The organism is Rahnella sp. BCC 1045, from assembly GCF_019049615.1.
GTDB classification, from domain to species: Bacteria; Pseudomonadota; Gammaproteobacteria; order Enterobacterales; family Enterobacteriaceae; genus Rahnella; species Rahnella contaminans.
Genome location: NZ_JAFMOZ010000115.1, coordinates 42,763 through 63,024, shown reverse-complemented (window position 1 = coordinate 63,024; position 20,262 = coordinate 42,763). Strand labels below are relative to the sequence as shown.

The window sequence follows — 20,262 nt, the reverse complement described above, 5'->3', positions numbered from 1 at the left end:
GTTTGGTTTTTAATATTCACGGAACATATAATTAAATGCCTTTGAAATATTTAGCAATAAATAATAAAGCCAAAAACAATAATTCTCCTACAAAACAAGGGAACTATATAGGTAGTATTAGTGCGAGCACCAACTCATTAATAAAGTACATATAATAAATTTAAGTATTCAATTAAATGATAAAGGAATGACGTCATGAAATTAAAAGCACTGGCTCTTATTATTCCAGCATTACTGGTGGCAGGCGCAGCGCATTCAGCTGAAATTTATAACAAAGACGGCAATAAACTTGACCTGTACGGTAAAGTCGATGCGCGTCATCAATTCTCCGACAACGTTGGCGACGACGGTGACGAAACTTACGTCCGCGTAGGCTTTAAAGGTGAAACTCAGATTTCTGACCAACTGACAGGTTACGGCCAGTGGGAATATAACGTTCAGGCGAACAACACTGAAAATAACGGCACTTCAGGTAACGCAACCCGTCTGGGTTTTGCGGGTCTGAAATTCGGTGACTACGGTTCATTCGATTACGGCCGCAATTACGGCGTAGTATACGACGTTGAAGCCTGGACCGATATGCTGCCAGTGTTCGGCGGTGACTCTTACACCAATACCGACAACTTCATGGTCGGCCGTGCTAATGGCGTTGCAACTTACCGTAACTCTAACTTCTTTGGCGCAGTGAATGGCCTGAATTTCGCAGTGCAATATCAGGGCGCAAACGACGGCACCAATGATTCAGAAGGTACAAACAACCATCGCGATGTACAACATCAAAATGGTGACGGTTACGGGTTATCCACGACTTATGATTTCGGTATGGGCATCAGCGTTGGTGCAGCGTATGCCTCTTCTGACCGTACCAATGATCAGTCTGCTGACAACCGTGGGGATAAAGCTGACGTCTGGACGATTGGCGCGAAATACGATGCTAACAGCGTTTATCTGGCCACCATGTATTCCGAAACACGGAATATGACGCCATATGGTGACAGCGATATTGCAAATAAAACTCAGAACTTTGAAGTAACCGCACAATATCAGTTTGACTTCGGTCTGCGCCCGGAAGTTTCCTACCTGCAATCTAAAGGTAAAGATCTTAACAACGGCAACGGCGGTAAAGACAACGATAAAGATCTTGTTAAATACGTTTCTGTCGGTTCTTACTACTACTTCAACAAAAATATGTCTGCGTATGTTGATTATAAAATCAACCTGCTGGACAACGATGATGACTTCTATACAAACCAGGGCATCTCTACCGATGACGTTGTTGGTGTAGGCATGGTCTACCAGTTCTAATTATTCAGCGTTAACCTGAATATTAGGAGCAATAAAAACCCATCTCCGGATGGGTTTTTTTACATTTAAATCCATAGGAATATTTATTATTCTAACCACTGCGCAACACCGCCGTGGCGCGAACAGGTTCCGCGATGATGTGTACTGAAACTATAAGTTCCGTCACGACATTGAGCAGACGCGCCTTCTGGGACATTCCCAGATTTACTGTGTGCCGGTTTATGGACGCTTTGCCCGTCAGAATTAATATAATCTCCTTGTTCTATAAGTTCGCTATCCTGTGAATTAGTTTGTTTTGCCAGTGCGGGCTGAAAAAGCAGAATGCCAGTGATTATTAAACAAGCGAATAATCGCATGATGTTGTTATCATCCGGTGATAAGAAAGTGTGCGCAAAGCGTACTCTCCGTTTACAGCGATGCAATCCTGATATTTAACCATTAATGACGTGTATAAATGAGGTGCTTTAACCATTTTCCTGCCCGCGTAAGATTTTGGTTAAGATTCGTATAAAAAGACGACAAATCCTTGCCTGATCCTACTGAAAAATCTCTCAAGCACTTGAATTTAAAGAGGTGAAAACCATAAATAACCAGGGTTGATTATTAAGCGATTTGTGCTCTACATGATTGAAATCTATTGATAAATCGCATGTACAACCGACGGAGTATTTGGTATATTATTGACCAGATCACGTACAGGGCTATTTCTCTGTGATACGGTGTTTTACCTAAGACTTGGTTTCTCAGGACAATGACATGTTAGATTATCGCTTTCCGACAGCTATGCAGATGGTGTTTTGTATCGCTCAGTCCCAAAAGGCTGGACAGCGCTGCACCAGTGCGATTTTAGCAACGGGTCTGGAAGCCAACTCCAGTTTTATCCGCAAACTGATGGTGCCGCTGACTCAGCACGGCATTATTGTTTCCACTCTTGGTCGTACCGGCTCTATTAATCTCGGACGTCCGGCGGAAGAAATCTCCCTGCGCGATATTTACTGCGCGGTCATTGAAGATAAGCGCCTCTGGGCTGCGCGGCCTGATGTTCCGGCCCGCTGCGTGGTCAGCGCCAATGCCTGTACATATTTCAAAAATATCGTCAACGAAGCCGAAGAAGCCTCGCTTCAGGTTTTAGCCCTCCATACCGTGGCGGATGCGCTGGCGGAGTTCGAACGCGGCGGCAAGTACAAATGCACCAAAGATCTGGTCGCAGAACATGCAGAGAATGTTTCCTGCTCCAAGTAAACCGCAGAAAGCATTTTACTCGTAGCGTGAATTTCAAATATAAAAAAGCCGGGAGATTTCCCGGCTTTTTGCTGTCTGGATTTAGTCCAGTGTTATCAGACCGTCTGCGTTTCCAGCATTGCTTTCTTACGCGTCACCAGCTTGCGCAGTGCGACATAAAACACCGGCGTCAGGAACAGCCCGAATAGAGTCACACCTAACATACCGGAGAACACGGTAATCCCGGTCACGCCACGCACTTCCGCACCGGCACCGTGGCCGAGAATCAGCGGAATGGTCCCCGCGATGAACGCAATCGACGTCATGACGATAGGGCGCAGACGCAGGCGGCACGCTTCGAGGGCGGACTCGATAATCCCTTTGCCCTGCATTTCCAGTTCGCGGGCGAACTCGACAATCAGGATGGCGTTCTTACAGGCCAGCCCCATCAGAACCACCAGCCCGACCTGCACGAAGACGTTATTATCGCCGCCGGTCAGCCAGACGCCAAACAGCGCGGAAAGCATCGTCATTGGCACAATCAGGATCACCGCCAGTGGCAGCGTCCAGCTTTCGTACAACGCAGCGAGCACCAGGAACGCCAGCAGAACAGACATCGGGAAGACGATCAGCGCCGCATTGCCCTGAGTAGATTGCTGGTAACTCAGATCCGTCCATTCGATATTCATCCCGTTTGGCAGCAGATTTTTCGACATCGCGGTCAGCTCGGTCATTGCCTGCGCCGAAGAGAGAATGCGCGGGTCAGCATCGCCAATCAGATCTGCCGCCGGATAACCGTTATAACGGATTACCGGGTCAGGTCCGTAGGTGGTAGTGATGTTGAGCATGCTGCCAATTGGCACCATTTCACCTTTATCATTACGTGTACGCAGATTGCCGATATCTTCCACGCTGTCACGGAACTGGCCATCGGCCTGTGCCATCACTTTCCAGGTACGGCCAAAACGGTTGAAGTCATTGATGTACGACGAACCGAGATAAACCTGCAACGTACTGAATAACTCATCCAGTGAAACGCCCTGAGCCTTGGCTTTATCACGGTCGATATGTGCATCAAGCTGCGGCACGTTGGCCTGATAAGAGGAAATCGGGTAGCCCATTCCCGGCGTTTGCATGATGGCACCGGACATCGTATTGATCGCCGTTTGCAACGCACCGTAACCCAGCCCCGCGCGATCCTGCACGTAGAGCGAATAACCCGACCCCTGGCCTAATCCGAGGATCGGCGGTGGCATAATCGAGAAGGCAAACCCTTCCTGAATCTGCGAGATTTTGGCATTGATTTCCGCGTTAATCTGCGCCGCCGTACGGGTACGTTCGCTCAGCGGTTTCAGGGCGAAGAATACCGTCCCGGTGTTTGGCGTATTGGTAAACTGCAGCGCATTCAGGCCGGGGAAGGCCACCGCGTCAATTACGCCGTCCGTACTTAACCCCATAGCGCTGATTTTGCGGATCACCGCATCAGTTCGCGACAAGGAAGACCCTTCCGGCATTTTCACACCGGCAATCAGATACAGTTTGTCCTGCGTCGGTATAAATCCGCCGGGCACCGCTTTAAACATAAATGCCGCGGCGCAAAGCAGCAGAACGTAAACACCAAATACCGCGCCGCGGCGACCCAACGTTTTCGATACCGCATTCTGATACTTATGCGAACTGGCATTAAAGAAGCGGTTGAACGGCCGGAAGATCCACCCAAATAACCGGTCAATCAGACGCGAGGGCATATCCTTCGGCGCACCGTGCGCTTTCAGCAATAACGCCGCCAGAGCAGGGGAAAGCGTCAGTGAGTTGATGGCTGAAATCACGGTAGAAATTGCAATCGTCACCGCAAACTGTTTATAGAACTGACCGGTCACGCCGGAAAGGAATGCCATCGGTACGAACACCGCGCACAGCACCAGCGCAATCGCCACAATTGGCCCGGAAACTTCCCGCATGGCCTGATGCGCGGCCTCGCGTGGCGCTAAACCTTCCTCAATATTACGTTCGACGTTTTCCACCACCACGATGGCATCGTCGACCACTATCCCTATCGCCAGAACCAGCCCGAACAAACTGAGCGTGTTAAGCGAGAAGCCGAGCAGATACAAAATGCTGAATGTCCCGATCACCGAAATCGGTACGGCCAGCAACGGAATGATCGACGCACGCCAGGTTTGCAGGAACAGAATCACCACCAGCACGACCAGCACCACGGCTTCCAGCAGCGTATGAACCACGGCACTGATGGAATCCCGGACAAACACGGTCGGGTCATACGGCGCGCGCCATGTCATACCTTCCGGGAAACGCGTCGACAGCTCGGCCATTTTTGCGCGCACGGCGTCGGACAAATCAATCGCATTCGCGCCCGGCGACTGGAAGATACCAATCCCGACCGCATCCTTATTATTGAGCTGCGAGCGCAGGGCGTAACTGCCGGAACCCATTTCGATACGTGCGACGTCACGAAGACGGACGATTTCGCCATTGTCACCACTTTTCAGGATGATTTTGCCGAATTCGTCTTCATCTTTCAGACGGCCCTGCGCATTGATAGACAGCAAATAATCGCTATCTTTCGGCATAGGTTCTGCGCCCAACTGGCCAGCAGAAACCTGCACGTTTTGCTCCTGCATCGCTTTCACGACGTCAGATGCCGTCAGACCACGCGCCGCGACTTTGTTCGGATCGAGCCACACGCGCATCGCGTATTCACCCGCACCGAAAATCTGAATCTGACCGACACCCGGCAGGCGTGCAAGCTCATCTTTCACTTTCAGCGTGGCGTAGTTGCTCAGATACAACGAGTCGTATTTACCGTTCGGCGACACCAGATGCACCACCAGCGTTAACGTCGGCGACTGCTTCTGCGTGGTCACGCCCTGACGGCGCACATCCTCCGGCAGACGCGCTTCGGCCTGCGCCACGCGGTTCTGCACCTGAACCTGGGCCTGATCCGGATCAGTGCCCGGACGGAAGGTCACAGTCGTCACCAGCACGCCGTCTGAACCGGCGACAGATTTCATGTACACCATGTTTTCAACGCCGTTGATAGCTTCTTCCAATGGCGTCGCCACGGTTTCAGCAATCACTTTCGGGTTGGCGCCCGGATATTCAGCGCGAACCTGCACACTCGGCGGCACCACATTCGGGTATTCGCTGACCGGCAGCAGGGGAATGGCAATCGCCCCGGTGACCAGAATTAAAATCGACAAAACAGCCGCAAATATTGGCCGGTCGATGAAAAAGCGGGAAAAGTCCATGAGTCAGGATTCTCTTTTATTGAACTGCAGCGGGAGTAGGCGTCACGCTGTTGGCCGCCATAGCGACGGTTTTCGCGTTTACCGGCATTCCCGGCATAAAGACTTTTTGCACGCCGTCGATAATCACGCGATCACCGGCTTCAAGGCCTTTCTGAATGATGCGAAGTCCGCCGGACATCCGCCCGGGTTCCACATCACGACGCTGCGCCTTGCCGTCTTTATCCACCACGTAAACAAACTTGCGATCCTGATCGGTCAGCACGGCTTTATCGTCCACCAGCATGGCGTTGAACTGCGCGCTGCCCGGCAGTTGTACGCGGGCAAACAGGCCCGGCGTAAACGTGCGGTCGCGGTTATCAAGCAGGGCGCGCATACGGATAGTGCCGGTTCCGGAATTAAGCTGGTTATCGGTGAAATCGACCACGCCCTGATGGGGATAGCCATTTTCGCCAACCAGACCAACGTGAACCGGCAGGCGGTTTTGCGGGTTATTGCTGCGCTGGCCGTCTCGCGCCATCGCCTGATAACGCAGGAACGTGCCTTCATCAACGTCAAAATAGACATACACGGTATCGAGGGAAACCAGCGTCGTCAGTACGCTCGCGGTATCACCGGCTGTCACCAGATTACCGGTAGTGATCATGGCGCGGCTGGCGCGCCCGTCAATCGGCGAGGTTACGCGGGTGAAATCAAGATTGAGCTGCGCCATATCAAGCTGCGCCTGCGCGGCCAGAACATCTGACTGCGCCTGCGACGCGGCAGAACGGCGCTGCTCAGCGATTTCTTTAGAAACTGCCTGCGTGCCGATCAGCGCTTCGGTGCGCGCGGACTCGCTTCGGGCCAGACCGGCCTGATTGCGGGCGCGTACGAGTTCGGCCTGAGCCTGTTCCTGTGCAGCGCGATAAGTCCGGTCATCGATGGTGAATAACACCTGACCTTTTTTGACTTCCTGTCCTTCCTGATAATTCACTTTGTCGATGTAACCCGACACGCGCGGACGCAGCTGAACGCTCTGAACGGCTTCGACGCGGCCATTAAAGGCATCCCATTCGCTGATTTGCCTGATTAAAACATCTGCCGCGCTGACCTGCGGGGCAGGCGGAGCGGCATTTTGCGCCACACTGTTATCGCACCCGGCAAGCAGGGCAACAACCAGCGCAATCCCGGAAAGACGCAACGTCAAAGGCATGCCGCCGGAGCGGCCGCGTGCATTAACCTGTGATTTTTGCAGGTTCATCATTATTTTTATTTCCAGTGAAGTAAGTGCTGCCAGGCAATACACCGGCCTGTCCTCCGGGTAACGTCCTTTGCCTGATCTGACTTTTTTGGGGCTTATGCCGTTCATCAGCACAATTATGTATCAATGTCTGATACAGTTAGTTCGAGGGGATTGTAGGGATGCCGCTACTAAAGTGCAAGAAATACTGTTACACTTTCTGTGCTATTTTACAGAACGTTTACTTCGGGGAAGTGGACTATCCCGTAACGAGGAATTAAATGCAATAGTAAAACTTGCATTTAAGTCAAAACTGCGTCACTTTATAAAAAGACGAGCTGCCCCGGGGGGCGCCGAACAATAAAAAAGCCGGAGAGAAAGTCCATGAGAACCGAGGATTTCATTCACGACCTGATCGACTGGATCGATCACAACCTGGAAGAGCGTCTGGATATTAAAACCGTCGCCAAGCGGGCAGGGTATTCACGCTGGTATCTGCAACGGATGTTCAAAGAACACACTGGTTTGCCGATGGGTGAATATATTCGTGAGAAAAAACTGAAGAAGTCCGCCGATATGCTGGCAAGCAGTGGCGAACCTATTGTCAGCGTGGCGATTTCGCTGGGCTTTGATTCGCAGCAGTCGTTTACGCGCAGTTTCAAACGCCAGTTCGGACAAACACCGGGCGACTGGCGCCGGGGCCTGAGTCTGGCAACAGAATGTCAGGGATGTCTGCACTGAGTTTCCGCTCCGCTTTCTCTTCTCCCTGAGACGGCGTGTACCACTGGCCCGGCTTTCGTCGGGCAGTGAATTTTCTACCCAATCTTTTATTCCAATCCCATTAAAACTCCACGCTCACCGATCCGGCAGGCTTTCTGCTGCACATTCTTCACTGAGTCCTTGACCCGTTTTGGGCATCAGCCAGCCTCCTCTTGTGCCTGCAATAGTCAGGACGTGATCAACCCAACAAAAATCAACATCAAAGTTCACATAAATTGAAATGATGTTTCAATTTGTTGAGTTGTGCGAATTTTGACGCTAAACTCGCTCCATTACTTCGGCGCCGGGCCGTGCCCGACATCATTCAAGACGTCCGACGGAATCGCGTATTCGCCTCCGTTTTATGAAAAAAGGAAACATCATGATTCTGGATAATTTCTCTTTGCAGGGAAAAGTGGCTGTTGTCACCGGCTGTGACACCGGATTGGGTCAGGGTATGGCCGTAGGTCTGGCAGAAGCGGGCTGTGACATCGTGGGGATCAACATTGTTGAACCGACTGAAACCATCGAACGCGTGGGCGCCACCGGCCGTCGCTTTCTGAGCCTGACCGCCGATCTGAGCGACACTAAAGTGATCCCGGCGCTGCTCGAACGTGCCGTCGCCGAAATGGGGCATCTGGATATTCTGGTCAACAACGCCGGGATTATCCGTCGTGAAGACGCCATCGAGTTCAGCGAAAAGAACTGGGATGACGTCATGAACCTGAACATCAAATCCGTCTTCTTCATGTCTCAGGCCGTTGCAAAACAGTTCATCGCTCAGGGTACCGGCGGGAAAATCATTAACATCGCGTCGATGCTTTCCTATCAGGGCGGCATCCGCGTGCCTTCTTATACCGCGTCAAAAAGCGCCGTGATGGGCGTGACCCGCCTGCTGGCAAACGAATGGGCGAAACACAATATCAACGTGAACGCCATCGCGCCGGGGTATATGGCGACCAATAACACCCAGCAACTTCGTGCCGACGAAGCGCGCAGCGAAGAAATTCTGGGCCGCATTCCGGCCGGTCGCTGGGGTTTACCGTCAGACCTGATGGGGCCGGTCGTTTTCCTGTCGTCTCCGGCCTCTGACTATATTAATGGCTACACTATTGCCGTCGATGGCGGCTGGCTGGCGCGTTAATCCCGCCACAATTCAACTTGCGCAGTGGAGAAATCCGCTGCCACAACGAGGAAATCTCATGAAAATTGCATTGATGATGGAAAACAGTCAGGCCGCTAAAAACGCGATCATTTTGAAAGAACTGAACGCGGTGGCTTCTGAAAAAGAGTATCCGGTCTACAACGTCGGCATGTCTGACGAACAGGATCATCACCTGACCTACATCCATCTGGGCATCATGGCCAGCATTTTGCTCAACTCCAAAGCGGTCGATTTTGTGGTCGCAGGCTGCGGCACCGGACAGGGCGCGCTGATGTCCCTGAACATCCATCCGGGCGTGAACTGTGGTTACTGTATCGATCCGGCGGATGCTTTCCTGTTCGCGCAAATCAACAACGGTAACGCGCTGTCCCTGCCATTTGCCAAAGGTTTTGGCTGGGGTGCAGAGCTTAACGTTCGTTTCATCTTCGAGAAAGCTTTTACCGGCGAGAAAGGTCAGGGTTATCCGGCAGATCGTAAAGAACCTCAGGTGCGCAACGCCGGTATCCTGAATCAGGTAAAAGCCGCTGTTGTGAAAGAAAACTATCTGGATACGCTGCGGGCCATTGATCCGGAACTGGTGAAAACCGCCGTCACCGGTGAACGTTTCCAGAAGTGCTTCTTTGAAAACTGCCAGAACAAAGAGATCGAAAACTTCGTACGTGAAATCCTCGCGTAATTTCAGTTTCTTTCAGGCGATAAAAAACCGGTGCTCAGTGAGTACCGGTTTTTTATTAGCAGTCATCTAACCCTAAATATTTGGAGACGGCTCAAAAGCTGGCGGTTTAGAGGAAATCCTGGCGCTGCGGCGTAAAGGTATCTAACAACACGCCTTTTTCCAGACATACACACCCGTGCATTATGTACGGTTTTTTATACAGCGTATCGCCTGCTGAAACCTCGTGCGTTTCCTCGCCGATGGTGAATTTAAAACGCCCCGACAGCACGTAGGTCAGCTGTTCATGCACATGATTATGCATCGGGCCGATGGCTCCGGTTTCAAATGAGACTTCCACCGCCATCATCGTGCCGCCATGCGCCAGAACGCGACGGCCCACGCCGTCGCCCAGATCCTGGAGTGGAATATCTTTCTTATAAATAAACATCGTCGTTTAGTCCTTGCGTAATGAACTGAGCAGGCAAGCCGGGATTTCGGCCAGATACAGCGCCGGAAGCCCTTCGTGATCGGTAGTAAACAGCACATGACGATCGTCCGGCGAGAAAGAAGGGTGCGGATGCGTTACCTGACGATCGCCATCGAGCACTCGCCAGGAACTGTTATGTGCCGCAAGCGGTGCGTACCGGCGGGACACGGCATCAAAAATATACAGCCACGGGTCGTTATCAATCGTATGGCTGGCGGTATCCTGCACATCCACCGGCGTGCCGGATCCGTCGCCCACCAGCAACGATCCGGTTTCGTTACTCATCAGATGCGAACAGGCCGGCATCGTCATCAGGGAAATATCTTCCCCGGTTTGCGGATCAAACCGGCGGATATGGCGGTCGTGCTGGCCTTTCAGGTAGGACACGTACATCAGCGCCGATCCATCCGGCACCCAGAATTCATGGGTGCAGCTTTCACCTGGCGCATGTTCCTTCACCTTACGCACATTGCTGCCATCTTCGTTTACCAGCCACATGCGCGCATCGACCAGATCGTGCGGGCCTTCGTGGCAGAATGCGACGGTATTATCATCAAACGGACGATAAATCGGGTGACCCAGCCATTCGTTTCTCTCGTGGATGACACGGGATTTTCCGCTGAGCAAATCGACACCCAGCAGGCGGCAGTGCGGATTGCTGTGATAAAACGTCTGGAAAATGGACCAGTCGGTGAGCGGCGTCCAGTCCTTGCGGCTGATTTCAATGCCGACCAGACGGGTACATTCACTGTTTGCCACCCACGTTCCGTACCCCACCCACTCTTCAGGTACCCGATAAACTGTCCGCTCGCTGAAATCTTTCAGCGTGACGCATTGCAGGCTGCGCTCGTTCTTCACGTAATACAGCGACTGATCGTCGGGTGAAAGAAAACCACCGAACGTGTTATCGCCTGCACCTTCCGTCAGCTGAACCGCTTTTTGCGTGGTGAGATCCAGCAGATAATAGTTGCGGTTACCGTCGAACTCCCCGGCGAAAAGCAGCTTATTGCCATCACGCGTAAAACACTTTTGATAGAAATAATTGCGATGACACAGAACGTCGGGAGGCGTTAAACGCGTCACACGGGTACCGGTCTGAGGATCCTGAACGGTGTGGAAATTGAATTGAATCTGAGAACCTTTAGCCATGATTCACCCCATCAGTAGCATGAAATTAGCCGCTGTTCTGGCTTCCTTTTCATTAATTAAAATGCAGTTTCATTAATTTGAAAACACATTACCATCTGGCGGGGTGAAACGGGGGCAGGGGAAAACAAAAGTGTAAAGCTGATCACAAAATGGCCGCCTTTTGCCTCAGCGGAAAACCACTCTATAATGATATGGCTTGCTGAATAATTATTGATACCTGAAATAGTTAAAGGGTACGAACAAAAATATCTCACGCTGACACAGTGGAGTATTTTGGAAAAGGGATGTAAAAGATGAGATTAAGAAAGAAACGCGTTAAACCGATGCAAATCAATGACATTACTATCATTGACGACAAAAAACTGAAGAAAGCCATTACTGCCGCCGCGCTGGGCAACGCGATGGAATGGTTTGACTTTGGTGTGTATGGCTTTGTGGCCTTCGCTTTAGGTCAGGTGTTTTTCCCGGGTGCCGATCCCGGCATTCAGATGATTGCAGCACTGGCAACCTTCTCGGTTCCCTTCCTCGTCAGACCTCTGGGCGGTCTGTTCTTCGGCGCACTGGGCGACAAATTTGGCCGCCAGAAAGTGTTATCCGTCACCATTATCATCATGTCCGTCAGTACCTTCTGTATCGGTCTGATACCCGGTTATGCCACCATCGGTATATGGGCGCCAATATTGCTTTTACTGGCGAAACTGGCGCAAGGCTTCTCCGTCGGCGGTGAATACACCGGGGCGGCGATTTTTGTTGCGGAATATTCTCCGGACAGAAAACGTGGCTTCCTCGGTAGCTGGCTTGATTTCGGTTCCATCGCCGGGTTTATTCTCGGTGCGGGCGTCGTGGTGTTGATCTCCAGTATCGTCGGTGACGCGAACTTCCTCGAGTGGGGCTGGCGTATTCCGTTCTTCATCGCCGCACCACTGGGCCTGATCGGGATTTACCTGCGCCATGCGCTGGAAGAAACCCCGACATTCCAGCAGCACGTGGATAAAATCGACAGCGACTCACGCAAAGATATTGCCGAGCCGCCGAAAGTCTCTTTCCGCGAAATCCTCACCAAACAGTGGAGACCGCTAATTATCTGCGTCGGCATGGTGATCGCCACCAACGTCACCTATTACATGTTGCTGACGTACATGCCAAGTTATCTGTCTCACAGCCTGCATTATTCTGAAGACCACGGCGTGTTGATTATCATCGCCATCATGGTCGGTATGCTGTTTGTGCAGCCGTTTATGGGGATGCTGAGCGACCGTTTCGGGCGCAAACCCTTCGTCATTATCGGCAGCATCGGCCTGTTCATTCTGGCAATTCCGTGCTTCATTCTGATTAACAGTGATGTGATCGGCCTGATTTTCCTCGGGTTACTCATTCTGGCGGTGCTGCTGAACTGCTTCATCGGCGTGATGGCTTCCACCTTACCGGCGATGTTCCCGACGCACATCCGTTACAGCGCGCTGGCCATTGCGTTTAACGTCTCCGTGCTGATTGCCGGCCTGACACCAACCATCGTGGCGTGGCTGGTGGAAGCGACCAACAACCTGTACATGCCTGCGTACTATCTGATGGTCATTTCCGTCATTGGCCTGGTGACCGGTATCTTCATGAAAGAAACCGCGAACCGTCCGCTAAAAGGCGCAACGCCAGCCGCGTCTGACCGCGCAGAAGCCCGTGAAATCCTTCAGGAGCATCACGACAATATCGAACATAAAATTGAAGATATTGATGCGCAGATTGCTGAACTCGAAGCCAAAAGAAAGAACCTGATCGCGCAGCATCCTGAAATCAACTGATTCAGCGCTGACGCAAAACACAAGCCGGTCACCTCCTGACCGGCTTTTTTTCGCCCTTTACCTCGCAGTTCTCTAATCCTGCTCCATACTTCATTTCCCGGTCATCTTTATGGAAATCCTGTATGCAGAATCCTACGTTGTTTCAGTTCTTCCACTGGTATTACCCGGATGGCGGCAAATTGTGGCCTGAGGTTGCAGAAAAAGCTGCGTGGCTGGCCGAAATCGGGATTACTGCCGCCTGGCTTCCTCCGGCATATAAAGGCGGTTCCGGCGGATATTCAGTGGGTTATGACACTTACGACTTATTCGATTTGGGCGAGTTTGACCAGAAAGGCTCACGCGCCACCAAGTACGGCGACAAAGAGGGATTCCTGGCGGCTGTTCAGGCGCTGAAACACCATCAGCTTGGCGTCATTCTCGATGTGGTGCTCAACCATAAAATGGGCGCTGACGAAAAAGAGCGCGTGCAGGTTAACCGCGTCAATATGGATGACCGTGAAGATATCAGCGACGACATCATCGAAGCCGATGCCTGGACGCGATTCACCTTCGCCGCCCGGAACGGGCAGTATTCCAAGTTTGTCTGGGATTTCCACTGCTTCAGTGGCGTCGATCATATTGAAAACCCGGATGAAAACGGCATTTTCAAAATCATCAACGATTACACCGGCGGTGGCTGGAACGATCAGGTCGACGACGAATTTGGGAATTACGATTATCTGATGGGTGCCAACGTTGATTTCCGCAATAACGCGGTCAGCGAAGAGCTCAAATACTGGGGCCGCTGGATCATGGAACAAACCGGTTGCACGGGGTTCAGGCTGGACGCAGTGAAGCATATCCCGGCCTGGTTCTATAAAGAATGGATTGATCATATTCAGGCTGAATCCGAACAGCCGATGTATCTGGTGGCCGAATACTGGTCGTTCGACGTGCCCACGCTGCAAAATTACATCCATCAGGTGGAAGGCAAAACGATGCTGTTCGATGCGCCGTTGCAGCTGAATTTCCATCATGCCTCAAAGCAGGGCGCGGATTTCGATCTGACCACCATTTTTGACAACACGCTGGTCGCCGCCGACGCGTCACACGCGGTCACGCTGGTCGCCAACCACGACACGCAGCCGCTACAGTCGCTGGAAGCGCCGGTTGAGCCGTGGTTCAAACCGCTGGCTTATGCGTTAATCCTGCTGCGTGAACAGGGCGTGCCGATTGTGTTTTATCCGGATTTGATTGGCGCAAGTTACGAAGATGAAGGGGATGACGGCAATAATTACACCATCGAACTGCCTGCGATCCCGCAACTGGAAACGCTGATCAAAGCGCGCCAGACTTACGCGTGGGGCGTGCAGACCGATTATCTCGATCACCCTAACTGTATTGCCTTCAGCCGCAGCGGAACCGAAGAACATCCGGGCTGCGTGGTGGTGATGTCAAACGGGGAAGGCGGAGAAAAGACCATCGAACTGGGCGACGGTTTCGCGCATAAGAAATGGCGCGATTTACTGGAACACCGCGAAGATATCATCGAAACCGATGAAAACGGTACGGGGCAGTTCTTCTGCGAAGCAGGGAGTGTCAGCGTCTGGGTTCTGGCGGAGTGAAAAGACAGGCTGGTGGAATGCCAGCCTGTTATTTTTTCAGCGGATCCCCAAAGCAATCAAAAAGGCATACATCGCCAGCAGCAAAACAAATGACACAATGCCCACAATCCCTTCTGATTTTTTCATCAGCTGCCACGGGAACACCACGAGAATAATCATGGCGTTAAGCGGAACCTGGTACCATTTCCAGGCCTTCGGCGCCATCATCCAGAGGACACAGAAACCGACAACGCTCATCACGCCGTAATGGGTTAGCAACATTTGAAGATGGCCAGATTCTGGTTTGAAAGCGTCGAAAAAGCCCAACAGCATTTTCACTAAAATCAGAAGGGCGAGCAGCGAAAGTCCGCCTTGCGCAACCTTCAGGCTCCGGGGCCGGTCACGCAGAACGCTTTCCAGAAAACTGTAGCCCTGCGTATAAACGCCGATAATCGCGATCAAAAGGATCCGGTCACGCCACTTGTCAGGGTCTTCGCGGGTCGCAAGCAATGTCAGTAAAAGCCAGAAACCAGCCAGAAATAGCGTGCCCCAGCTCATCGCTGTGCGTGATTCATCAAGCGCTTTCACCAGTTGCGAGTTTAATTGCGGCACGAGTGAAGGGTAATTCATCCTGATATGGCTGAGTTCCTCATAAAGGGGTTTCAGAAAATCAGGCATCCACCTTGCCCACCACGCAAGCGTGGCGCCTTCGACAGTGAGCAACCTCAGCCGTTGCCGATCCAGTGCGGATTTCTGATATTTATTTTGCAACTGAGCCAGGTAATACTTCGCGCCCGTATTTTCAATCTGACGATAAAGCGCGGCCAGACGATGCGCGGGTATGCCGCCCGGCTGATAATGGTCAATATCCCAGCCCATGACCTCTGAAACACGGATAAGCAGTGCCGAATACAATCCTTCGCGCTCACTCAGCTGTGCAGCCAGTTCCTGACTGAACACTTCCCGCAGATGCAGATTTTGCAAAAGCTCACCGGATAGCACGGATTTGAGCAGGTTCAGGCCTTCGGTTTCATCTTCCATCATGACATCGATGATTGCAGTCACCTGCCTTAATGCCTCTAACTCCTGCTCCAGCGCATCACCGATACCCGACGTGAGCTCTTTTAAAGGTTCAATGTGAACCGGCATCCGTAAAGTGAAAGAGGGAGATTCATTCAGAATTTCCGTGACAACGTCACTCTTCGAAGGCCGGTCCACGTAACCCTTCGCCTGCTCAAACGCCTCCCTCAGCCGCTGATAGCCTTCCGGATCCTGATCTGGCCGCGTCGTTTTCAGTTTCCGGGCGTAAGCGCGCTTGATGATGCTCATATCGTCAGTAGGTTCGATGTCTAAGACTGACCAGATGTATGGGTTGTTCATGCCACCGCCCAGGTCACGAGCCACGAATAAAGGAATAACATCACGGCACAAATGACGATGCGCCATATCACGCCAGTTTTTTTTGCCTGCTGCCATGGAAATGTGACAAATGCGGTCAGGCTATTGCTGATAAGGTTGTACCAGCGCCAGTATCGCGGACAAATTGCCCATATGAGGAAAAGTACGAAAGCGGCAAGCATGCCAAAAAGTGCCGGACCACGCCCCGGGTCGTCGTACATGAAATGCAGTTGCCCATACAAGCCGCTGAAAATTTTAGCAAACACACTAAAGATGAGTAGCGAAAGCAGAGTTTCGAATATCGCCACAACGTTCTGCGAATGCCTGAACTTACGCTGTAGCTCGCTTTTGCCCCACGTACAGATAAGTAGAACGGAAATAATAATCGACACATCGCGCAGCGGATGTTCGTCATGGCGAATTCCAATAGCGATCACCATTCCCCAGAACACGATTAAAAAAGCTGTACTCCAGTCCAAAGCTAAACGCAGCCCGGATAACGTTTTGAGCAACTGCGGATTAACCCGCTCCAGCAATACAGGATGGTACGTGCTGATTTCTTCTACCGTCTTACGTAGCTGGCCGACATAACCCGGAAGTAACCTCGCCATGAAAGGCAGCTTTTTGCCCTCAACGCTCAGCAACTGAAATCGTTCATGTTCCTGCAGGGACTTCTCAGATTCATTTGCGAGGGAATCCCAGTATTGTGAAGCCTCTGTGTTTTCAGTCTGCGTGTAAATCGCCCATAACTGGTCCGCGGAAATCCCTTCAGGTCTGAAATTTTCGATTTCCCATCCCATCATGGCGGCCACGTTGATCAGCACAGAACGGGTAACACCTTCACGTTTGCCCAATTCCTCTGCCAGAAAATGGCTGAACAACTCGCGGGCGTGAATATTTTCCAGAGGACCTTCAGACAAACAGGTGTACAGCCTTTCAAAACCGGCGGTGGCATCGGCAAGCAGCAATGTCACCATTTCATCAACCTGACTGAGGATCTGCTGTTGCGAAAACGGCGCACTGTATTCAGGCTCCGTCAGCTCTGTAAAAGCAGGATCTTGTGCAGCATGTAAACCGCGGACATTGGAAATCGCCTTCGCCTGCTCGAACGCCTCCCTCAGTTGCTGATAGCCTTCCGGATCCTGATCTGGACGTGTGCTTTTCAGTTTCCGGGCATACGCGCGCTTGATAACGCTCAGATCGTCAGTAGGTTCGATGTCTAAGACTGACCAGATGCTCATCCGTTTACTCCCATTCCCTGCGCAGATACGCGATCAGTCCCTCGATTTCCTTGCGGGCTTCAGCGATTTTCCGGGCATCCTGCGTGTCCAGCACGCTTTCGAAACGGTAAAGATGATCGGCGATATATTGACGTTGCTCTCCGAGACTTTGTTCGTAAAACGCATTGGCTTCGGCGACCAGCTGGCGGTTAACCAGTTGCTCACGCGGGTGCTGTTTGATGTTTTCCAGTTTCATCAGGCTGGCGGAGATTTGTTCCGGCGTGAGCGAGCCGGGGGATTTTTCGATCACCAGTTTTTGCATCTCACCGCTATGATCGATTTTGCATTCCACTTCAAGAATGCCGTCCAGCGTATAGGTAAAACGCACGTCGGCGGTGATTTCACCGGCAGGGCGTGGCGGCACATCCAGCGATAAGGAACCGAGCAGAATATTGTCGGAAACACGGCGGCCTTCACCCTGATAAATCGAAAATTCGAGCATTTTTTGCTGGTCAGTGATCGTACGGACGGATTCCACCCGGCTCACCGGCACAAAGCTATTGCGTTCGATCAACGGCATAAAATGCCCCGTCTCATAGCCTTCGCCTTTACGGCGCGCAATCTCAATACCGAGCGTGAAGGGCATCACGTCAGTCAGCACGATATCGTCAAGTGCCTGATCCTGCATCGCCAGCCCGGCCTGAATTCCCGCACCCAGCGCAACCGCTTCATCGGGCTGAAGATCGCAGCGCGGGAAACGGCCAAACAAACGCGCGACAGCCTGTCGCACCAGTGGCATCCGCGTCGCGCCGCCCACCAGCACAATATGATCCACCTGATCGGCGGAAAACTTCGCATCACGCAGCGCCTGAATCACGGGCTTTTTCATTCGTTCCAGCGCACTTTCACAGCATTGCGCCAGAATCTCCGTCGTGATCGTCCAGCTCAGCGTTTCGCCTTCATGCTGATAACCGACGGACGTACTGTCCTGCGTCGTCAGCTGGCGCTTTGCCCGCTCCGCCAATGTGACGAGCCGGCCGTGTAAACCGGTGTCTTCCTGCTCGAGTTGCGGGAATTGCGCCAGCATCCAGCTGACCAGGCTGCGCGTAAAGTCATCGCCACCCAGAAATACATCGCCGCTGCTGGCGCGCACTTCAATGACGCCTTCGAACATATCGATGATCGAGACATCAAAAGTGCCGCCGCCCAGATCGAACACCAGAAACTTCTGCTCCTGCTGATTCGCCAGCCCGTAAGCCAGCGATGCAGCGGTCGGTTCGTTGAGCAAGCGTTCGACGTGTAAACCCGCCAGCTCACCGGCGGTTTTCACGGCTTTACGCTGAATGTCATTGAAATAGGCGGGAACGGTAATGATGGCGCGTTCGACTTTACAACCGCAGTGTTGCTCGACGTCGGCTTTCAGGCTGCGCAACAACAGGGCGGAAAGCTCTTCTGCACGAAAAGACTGATGTCCGAGCCGGAAATGATGGTCGGTGCCCATGAAACGTTTAAAACTGGAGAGGGTCAGACCGGGGTGAGTAAACAGGCGGGCGTGAGCGGGTGCGCCGACAAGAATGTGCCCGTTATCATCGAGCCCGATAACCGAAGGCGTGAGATTGTGCCCGTAGGCGTTCGGTATCAGAACGGCCTGACCGTCCTGCCAGATGGAAACCGCGCTGTTTGACGTGCCTAAATCTATCCCTATCAACATCCGTATTGCTCCCGAAAATGAACTGAGAATGGCCGAAAGAAGCGTCTGACGACGAAACGTCTCTATCGGCCAAATTTACAGAATACTTAAGGGTTTTTGTAGTCCGGGTTAAGCGATGGTCACTTTCTTATCCAGATACACATCCTGCACCGCATTGATTAACGCCACGCCATCTTTCATGGATTTCTTGAACGCTTTACGCCCCAGAATCAGCCCCATTCCGCCCGCGCGTTTGTTAATCACCGCCGTACGTACCGACTCCTGAATATCGTTTTCGCCTGCCGCACCGCCGGAGTTAATCAAACCGGCGCGCCCCATGTAGCAGTTCGCCAGCTGATAACGCACCAGATCGATAGGGTGATCGGTGGTGAGTTTGGAATAGACGCGCGCGTCGGTATAACCAAACTTCACGGCGTTGTAGCCGCCGTTATTTTCGGCCATCTTTTGCTTCACGATATCTGCGCCAATGGTGGCCGCAAGGTGGTTCGCCTGACCGGTCAAATCCGCGCTGGAGTGATAATCCACGCCGTCTTTAACAAACGCCGGATTGCGCAGATACGCCCACAACACCGTGACCATGCCCAGCTCATGCGCCCGTTCGAACGCGGCGGAGATCTCCTCAATCTGACGGCGGGATTGTTCTGAACCGAAATAAATGGTTGCGCCGACGGCCTGCGCGCCCAGTTCAAACGCCTGATCCACGCTGGCGTACAGCGTCTGATCGTACTGGGTCGGATAACTGAGCGTTTCATTGTGGTTCAGTTTGACCAGGAACGGGATTTTGTGGGCATAGCGGCGGGACACGGAAGCCAGCACGCCGTAAGTCGAGGCCACACAGTTGCAACCGGCTTCCAGTGCCAGTTCGACAATATTCTTCGGGTCAAAATAGAGCGGGTTTGCCGCAAATGATGCGCCTGCGGAATGCTCGACGCCCTGATCGACTGGAAGAATCGACAGATAACCGGTTCCCGCCAGACGGCCGGTGTTATACAGATTTTGCATCGCAGCCAGCACGCGCGGCGAGCGGTTATTATCAATCATTACGCGATCGACAAAATCAGCCCCCGGAAGATTAAGCTGCTCAGCAGTAATTGTGGAACAACGATGTTGCAACAGGGAATCGGCTTCTTTACCTAAAACCTTAGAGATATCAGTCATAACGAACTCCGTCTCGGGCTCTGAACAGGGTTCAGAGCGATGAATGAACCTGCCTTACAGTAGACAAAGTAGACTAACGTTTTGATTCCGGCCAACTTGCACATTAGATGCTGAAGGCTGAAGCAAGCCCCCACATACAAAAAAGTAATAAATCGATTTCGTTTTTCTGG

The 20,262-nt window shown here is 52.2% G+C and carries 16 protein-coding genes; 7 read left to right on the top strand and 9 right to left on the bottom strand.

Annotation, left to right across the window (positions count from 1 at the left end):
- Positions 1-195: 195 nt before the first annotated feature.
- Positions 196-1,305 carry a porin OmpC gene (gene ompC, locus J1782_RS08065; RefSeq protein WP_217152842.1) on the top strand — a complete coding sequence of 370 codons (1,110 nt, stop codon included), beginning with the start codon at positions 196-198 and terminating at the stop codon, positions 1,303-1,305.
- An 86-nt stretch (positions 1,306-1,391) separates the two neighbouring features.
- Here ompC and J1782_RS08060 read toward each other — a convergent pair whose 3' ends face one another.
- Entirely contained in the window at positions 1,392-1,661 is a 270-nt protein-coding gene (locus J1782_RS08060) for a DUF3761 domain-containing protein (RefSeq protein ID WP_165060480.1), read from the bottom strand.
- A gap of 400 nt (positions 1,662-2,061) precedes the next feature.
- Between J1782_RS08060 and J1782_RS08055 the strand changes: the two genes are divergently transcribed.
- Positions 2,062-2,547 (top strand): Rrf2 family transcriptional regulator, encoded by a 486-nt coding sequence (locus J1782_RS08055; protein WP_217152841.1) that lies wholly within the window; start codon positions 2,062-2,064, stop codon positions 2,545-2,547.
- A gap of 95 nt (positions 2,548-2,642) precedes the next feature.
- Here J1782_RS08055 and J1782_RS08050 read toward each other — a convergent pair whose 3' ends face one another.
- Positions 2,643-5,795, bottom strand: a complete 3,153-nt coding sequence (locus J1782_RS08050; protein WP_217152840.1) for an efflux RND transporter permease subunit — start codon at positions 5,793-5,795, stop codon at positions 2,643-2,645.
- Between the two features lie 16 nt (positions 5,796-5,811).
- Positions 5,812-6,984, bottom strand: coding sequence for an efflux RND transporter periplasmic adaptor subunit (locus tag J1782_RS08045; protein ID WP_165060596.1), 1,173 nt, complete (start codon positions 6,982-6,984; stop codon positions 5,812-5,814).
- Between the two features lie 411 nt (positions 6,985-7,395).
- On the opposite strand from J1782_RS08045, the gene J1782_RS08040 reads away from it, so the two are divergent.
- From J1782_RS08040 to J1782_RS08030, 3 genes are all read left to right on the top strand, one after another.
- Positions 7,396-7,752, top strand: coding sequence for a helix-turn-helix domain-containing protein (locus J1782_RS08040; protein ID WP_095925761.1), 357 nt, complete (start codon positions 7,396-7,398; stop codon positions 7,750-7,752).
- Positions 7,753-8,152: 400 nt separating this feature from the next.
- Entirely contained in the window at positions 8,153-8,914 is a 762-nt protein-coding gene (kduD, locus tag J1782_RS08035) for a 2-dehydro-3-deoxy-D-gluconate 5-dehydrogenase KduD (protein WP_152328057.1), read from the top strand.
- A 58-nt stretch (positions 8,915-8,972) separates the two neighbouring features.
- Positions 8,973-9,611 carry an RpiB/LacA/LacB family sugar-phosphate isomerase gene (locus J1782_RS08030; protein ID WP_120508856.1) on the top strand — a complete coding sequence of 213 codons (639 nt, stop codon included), beginning with the start codon at positions 8,973-8,975 and terminating at the stop codon, positions 9,609-9,611.
- A 106-nt stretch (positions 9,612-9,717) separates the two neighbouring features.
- Here the strand turns inward: J1782_RS08030 and J1782_RS08025 are convergent, their stop codons facing one another.
- Positions 9,718-10,038 carry a cupin domain-containing protein gene (locus tag J1782_RS08025; RefSeq protein WP_152328058.1) on the bottom strand — a complete coding sequence of 107 codons (321 nt, stop codon included), beginning with the start codon at positions 10,036-10,038 and terminating at the stop codon, positions 9,718-9,720.
- Between the two features lie 6 nt (positions 10,039-10,044).
- Positions 10,045-11,226 carry an oligogalacturonate lyase family protein gene (locus J1782_RS08020; RefSeq protein ID WP_208951851.1) on the bottom strand — a complete coding sequence of 394 codons (1,182 nt, stop codon included), beginning with the start codon at positions 11,224-11,226 and terminating at the stop codon, positions 10,045-10,047.
- Positions 11,227-11,519: 293 nt separating this feature from the next.
- Between J1782_RS08020 and proP the strand changes: the two genes are divergently transcribed.
- On the top strand, positions 11,520-13,022 hold the full coding sequence (gene proP / locus J1782_RS08015; protein ID WP_152328060.1) for a glycine betaine/L-proline transporter ProP: 1,503 nt from the start codon (positions 11,520-11,522) through the stop codon (positions 13,020-13,022).
- Between the two features lie 122 nt (positions 13,023-13,144).
- Positions 13,145-14,626 carry an alpha-amylase gene (amyA, locus tag J1782_RS08010; RefSeq protein ID WP_217152839.1) on the top strand — a complete coding sequence of 494 codons (1,482 nt, stop codon included), beginning with the start codon at positions 13,145-13,147 and terminating at the stop codon, positions 14,624-14,626.
- A gap of 36 nt (positions 14,627-14,662) precedes the next feature.
- Here amyA and J1782_RS08005 read toward each other — a convergent pair whose 3' ends face one another.
- From J1782_RS08005 to fbaB, 4 genes are all read right to left on the bottom strand, one after another.
- Positions 14,663-16,051: a hypothetical protein gene (locus J1782_RS08005; RefSeq protein WP_254302986.1), complete on the bottom strand. Its 1,389-nt coding sequence runs from the start codon at positions 16,049-16,051 to the stop codon at positions 14,663-14,665.
- The gene (locus tag J1782_RS08000; RefSeq protein ID WP_217152838.1) at positions 15,982-17,244 is read right to left on the bottom strand and encodes a hypothetical protein; all 1,263 of its coding nucleotides are present in this window, start codon (positions 17,242-17,244) and stop codon (positions 15,982-15,984) included. The genes J1782_RS08005 and J1782_RS08000 overlap by 70 nt, the downstream gene beginning before the upstream one ends.
- A gap of 4 nt (positions 17,245-17,248) precedes the next feature.
- Positions 17,249-18,934, bottom strand: coding sequence for an Hsp70 family protein (locus J1782_RS07995; RefSeq protein ID WP_217152837.1), 1,686 nt, complete (start codon positions 18,932-18,934; stop codon positions 17,249-17,251).
- 108 nt (positions 18,935-19,042) lie between these two features.
- The gene (fbaB, locus tag J1782_RS07990) at positions 19,043-20,092 is read right to left on the bottom strand and encodes a class I fructose-bisphosphate aldolase (RefSeq protein WP_152323944.1); all 1,050 of its coding nucleotides are present in this window, start codon (positions 20,090-20,092) and stop codon (positions 19,043-19,045) included.
- Positions 20,093-20,262: the final 170 nt, after the last annotated feature.

Bases quoted from the DNA above. Each gene is read 5' to 3' on its own strand.
- ompC (WP_217152842.1), top strand. From the start codon at position 196: ATGAAATTAAAAGCACTGGCTCTTATTATTCCAGCATTACTGGTGGCA.
- J1782_RS08060 (WP_165060480.1), bottom strand. From the start codon at position 1,661: ATGCGATTATTCGCTTGTTTAATAATCACTGGCATTCTGCTTTTTCAG.
- J1782_RS08055 (WP_217152841.1), top strand. From the start codon at position 2,062: ATGTTAGATTATCGCTTTCCGACAGCTATGCAGATGGTGTTTTGTATC.
- J1782_RS08050 (WP_217152840.1), bottom strand. From the start codon at position 5,795: ATGGACTTTTCCCGCTTTTTCATCGACCGGCCAATATTTGCGGCTGTT.
- J1782_RS08045 (WP_165060596.1), bottom strand. From the start codon at position 6,984: ATGCCTTTGACGTTGCGTCTTTCCGGGATTGCGCTGGTTGTTGCCCTG.
- J1782_RS08040 (WP_095925761.1), top strand. From the start codon at position 7,396: ATGAGAACCGAGGATTTCATTCACGACCTGATCGACTGGATCGATCAC.
- kduD (WP_152328057.1), top strand. From the start codon at position 8,153: ATGATTCTGGATAATTTCTCTTTGCAGGGAAAAGTGGCTGTTGTCACC.
- J1782_RS08030 (WP_120508856.1), top strand. From the start codon at position 8,973: ATGAAAATTGCATTGATGATGGAAAACAGTCAGGCCGCTAAAAACGCG.
- J1782_RS08025 (WP_152328058.1), bottom strand. From the start codon at position 10,038: ATGTTTATTTATAAGAAAGATATTCCACTCCAGGATCTGGGCGACGGC.
- J1782_RS08020 (WP_208951851.1), bottom strand. From the start codon at position 11,226: ATGGCTAAAGGTTCTCAGATTCAATTCAATTTCCACACCGTTCAGGAT.
- proP (WP_152328060.1), top strand. From the start codon at position 11,520: ATGAGATTAAGAAAGAAACGCGTTAAACCGATGCAAATCAATGACATT.
- amyA (WP_217152839.1), top strand. From the start codon at position 13,145: ATGCAGAATCCTACGTTGTTTCAGTTCTTCCACTGGTATTACCCGGAT.
- J1782_RS08005 (WP_254302986.1), bottom strand. From the start codon at position 16,051: ATGGCGCATCGTCATTTGTGCCGTGATGTTATTCCTTTATTCGTGGCT.
- J1782_RS08000 (WP_217152838.1), bottom strand. From the start codon at position 17,244: ATGAGCATCTGGTCAGTCTTAGACATCGAACCTACTGACGATCTGAGC.
- J1782_RS07995 (WP_217152837.1), bottom strand. From the start codon at position 18,934: ATGTTGATAGGGATAGATTTAGGCACGTCAAACAGCGCGGTTTCCATC.
- fbaB (WP_152323944.1), bottom strand. From the start codon at position 20,092: ATGACTGATATCTCTAAGGTTTTAGGTAAAGAAGCCGATTCCCTGTTG.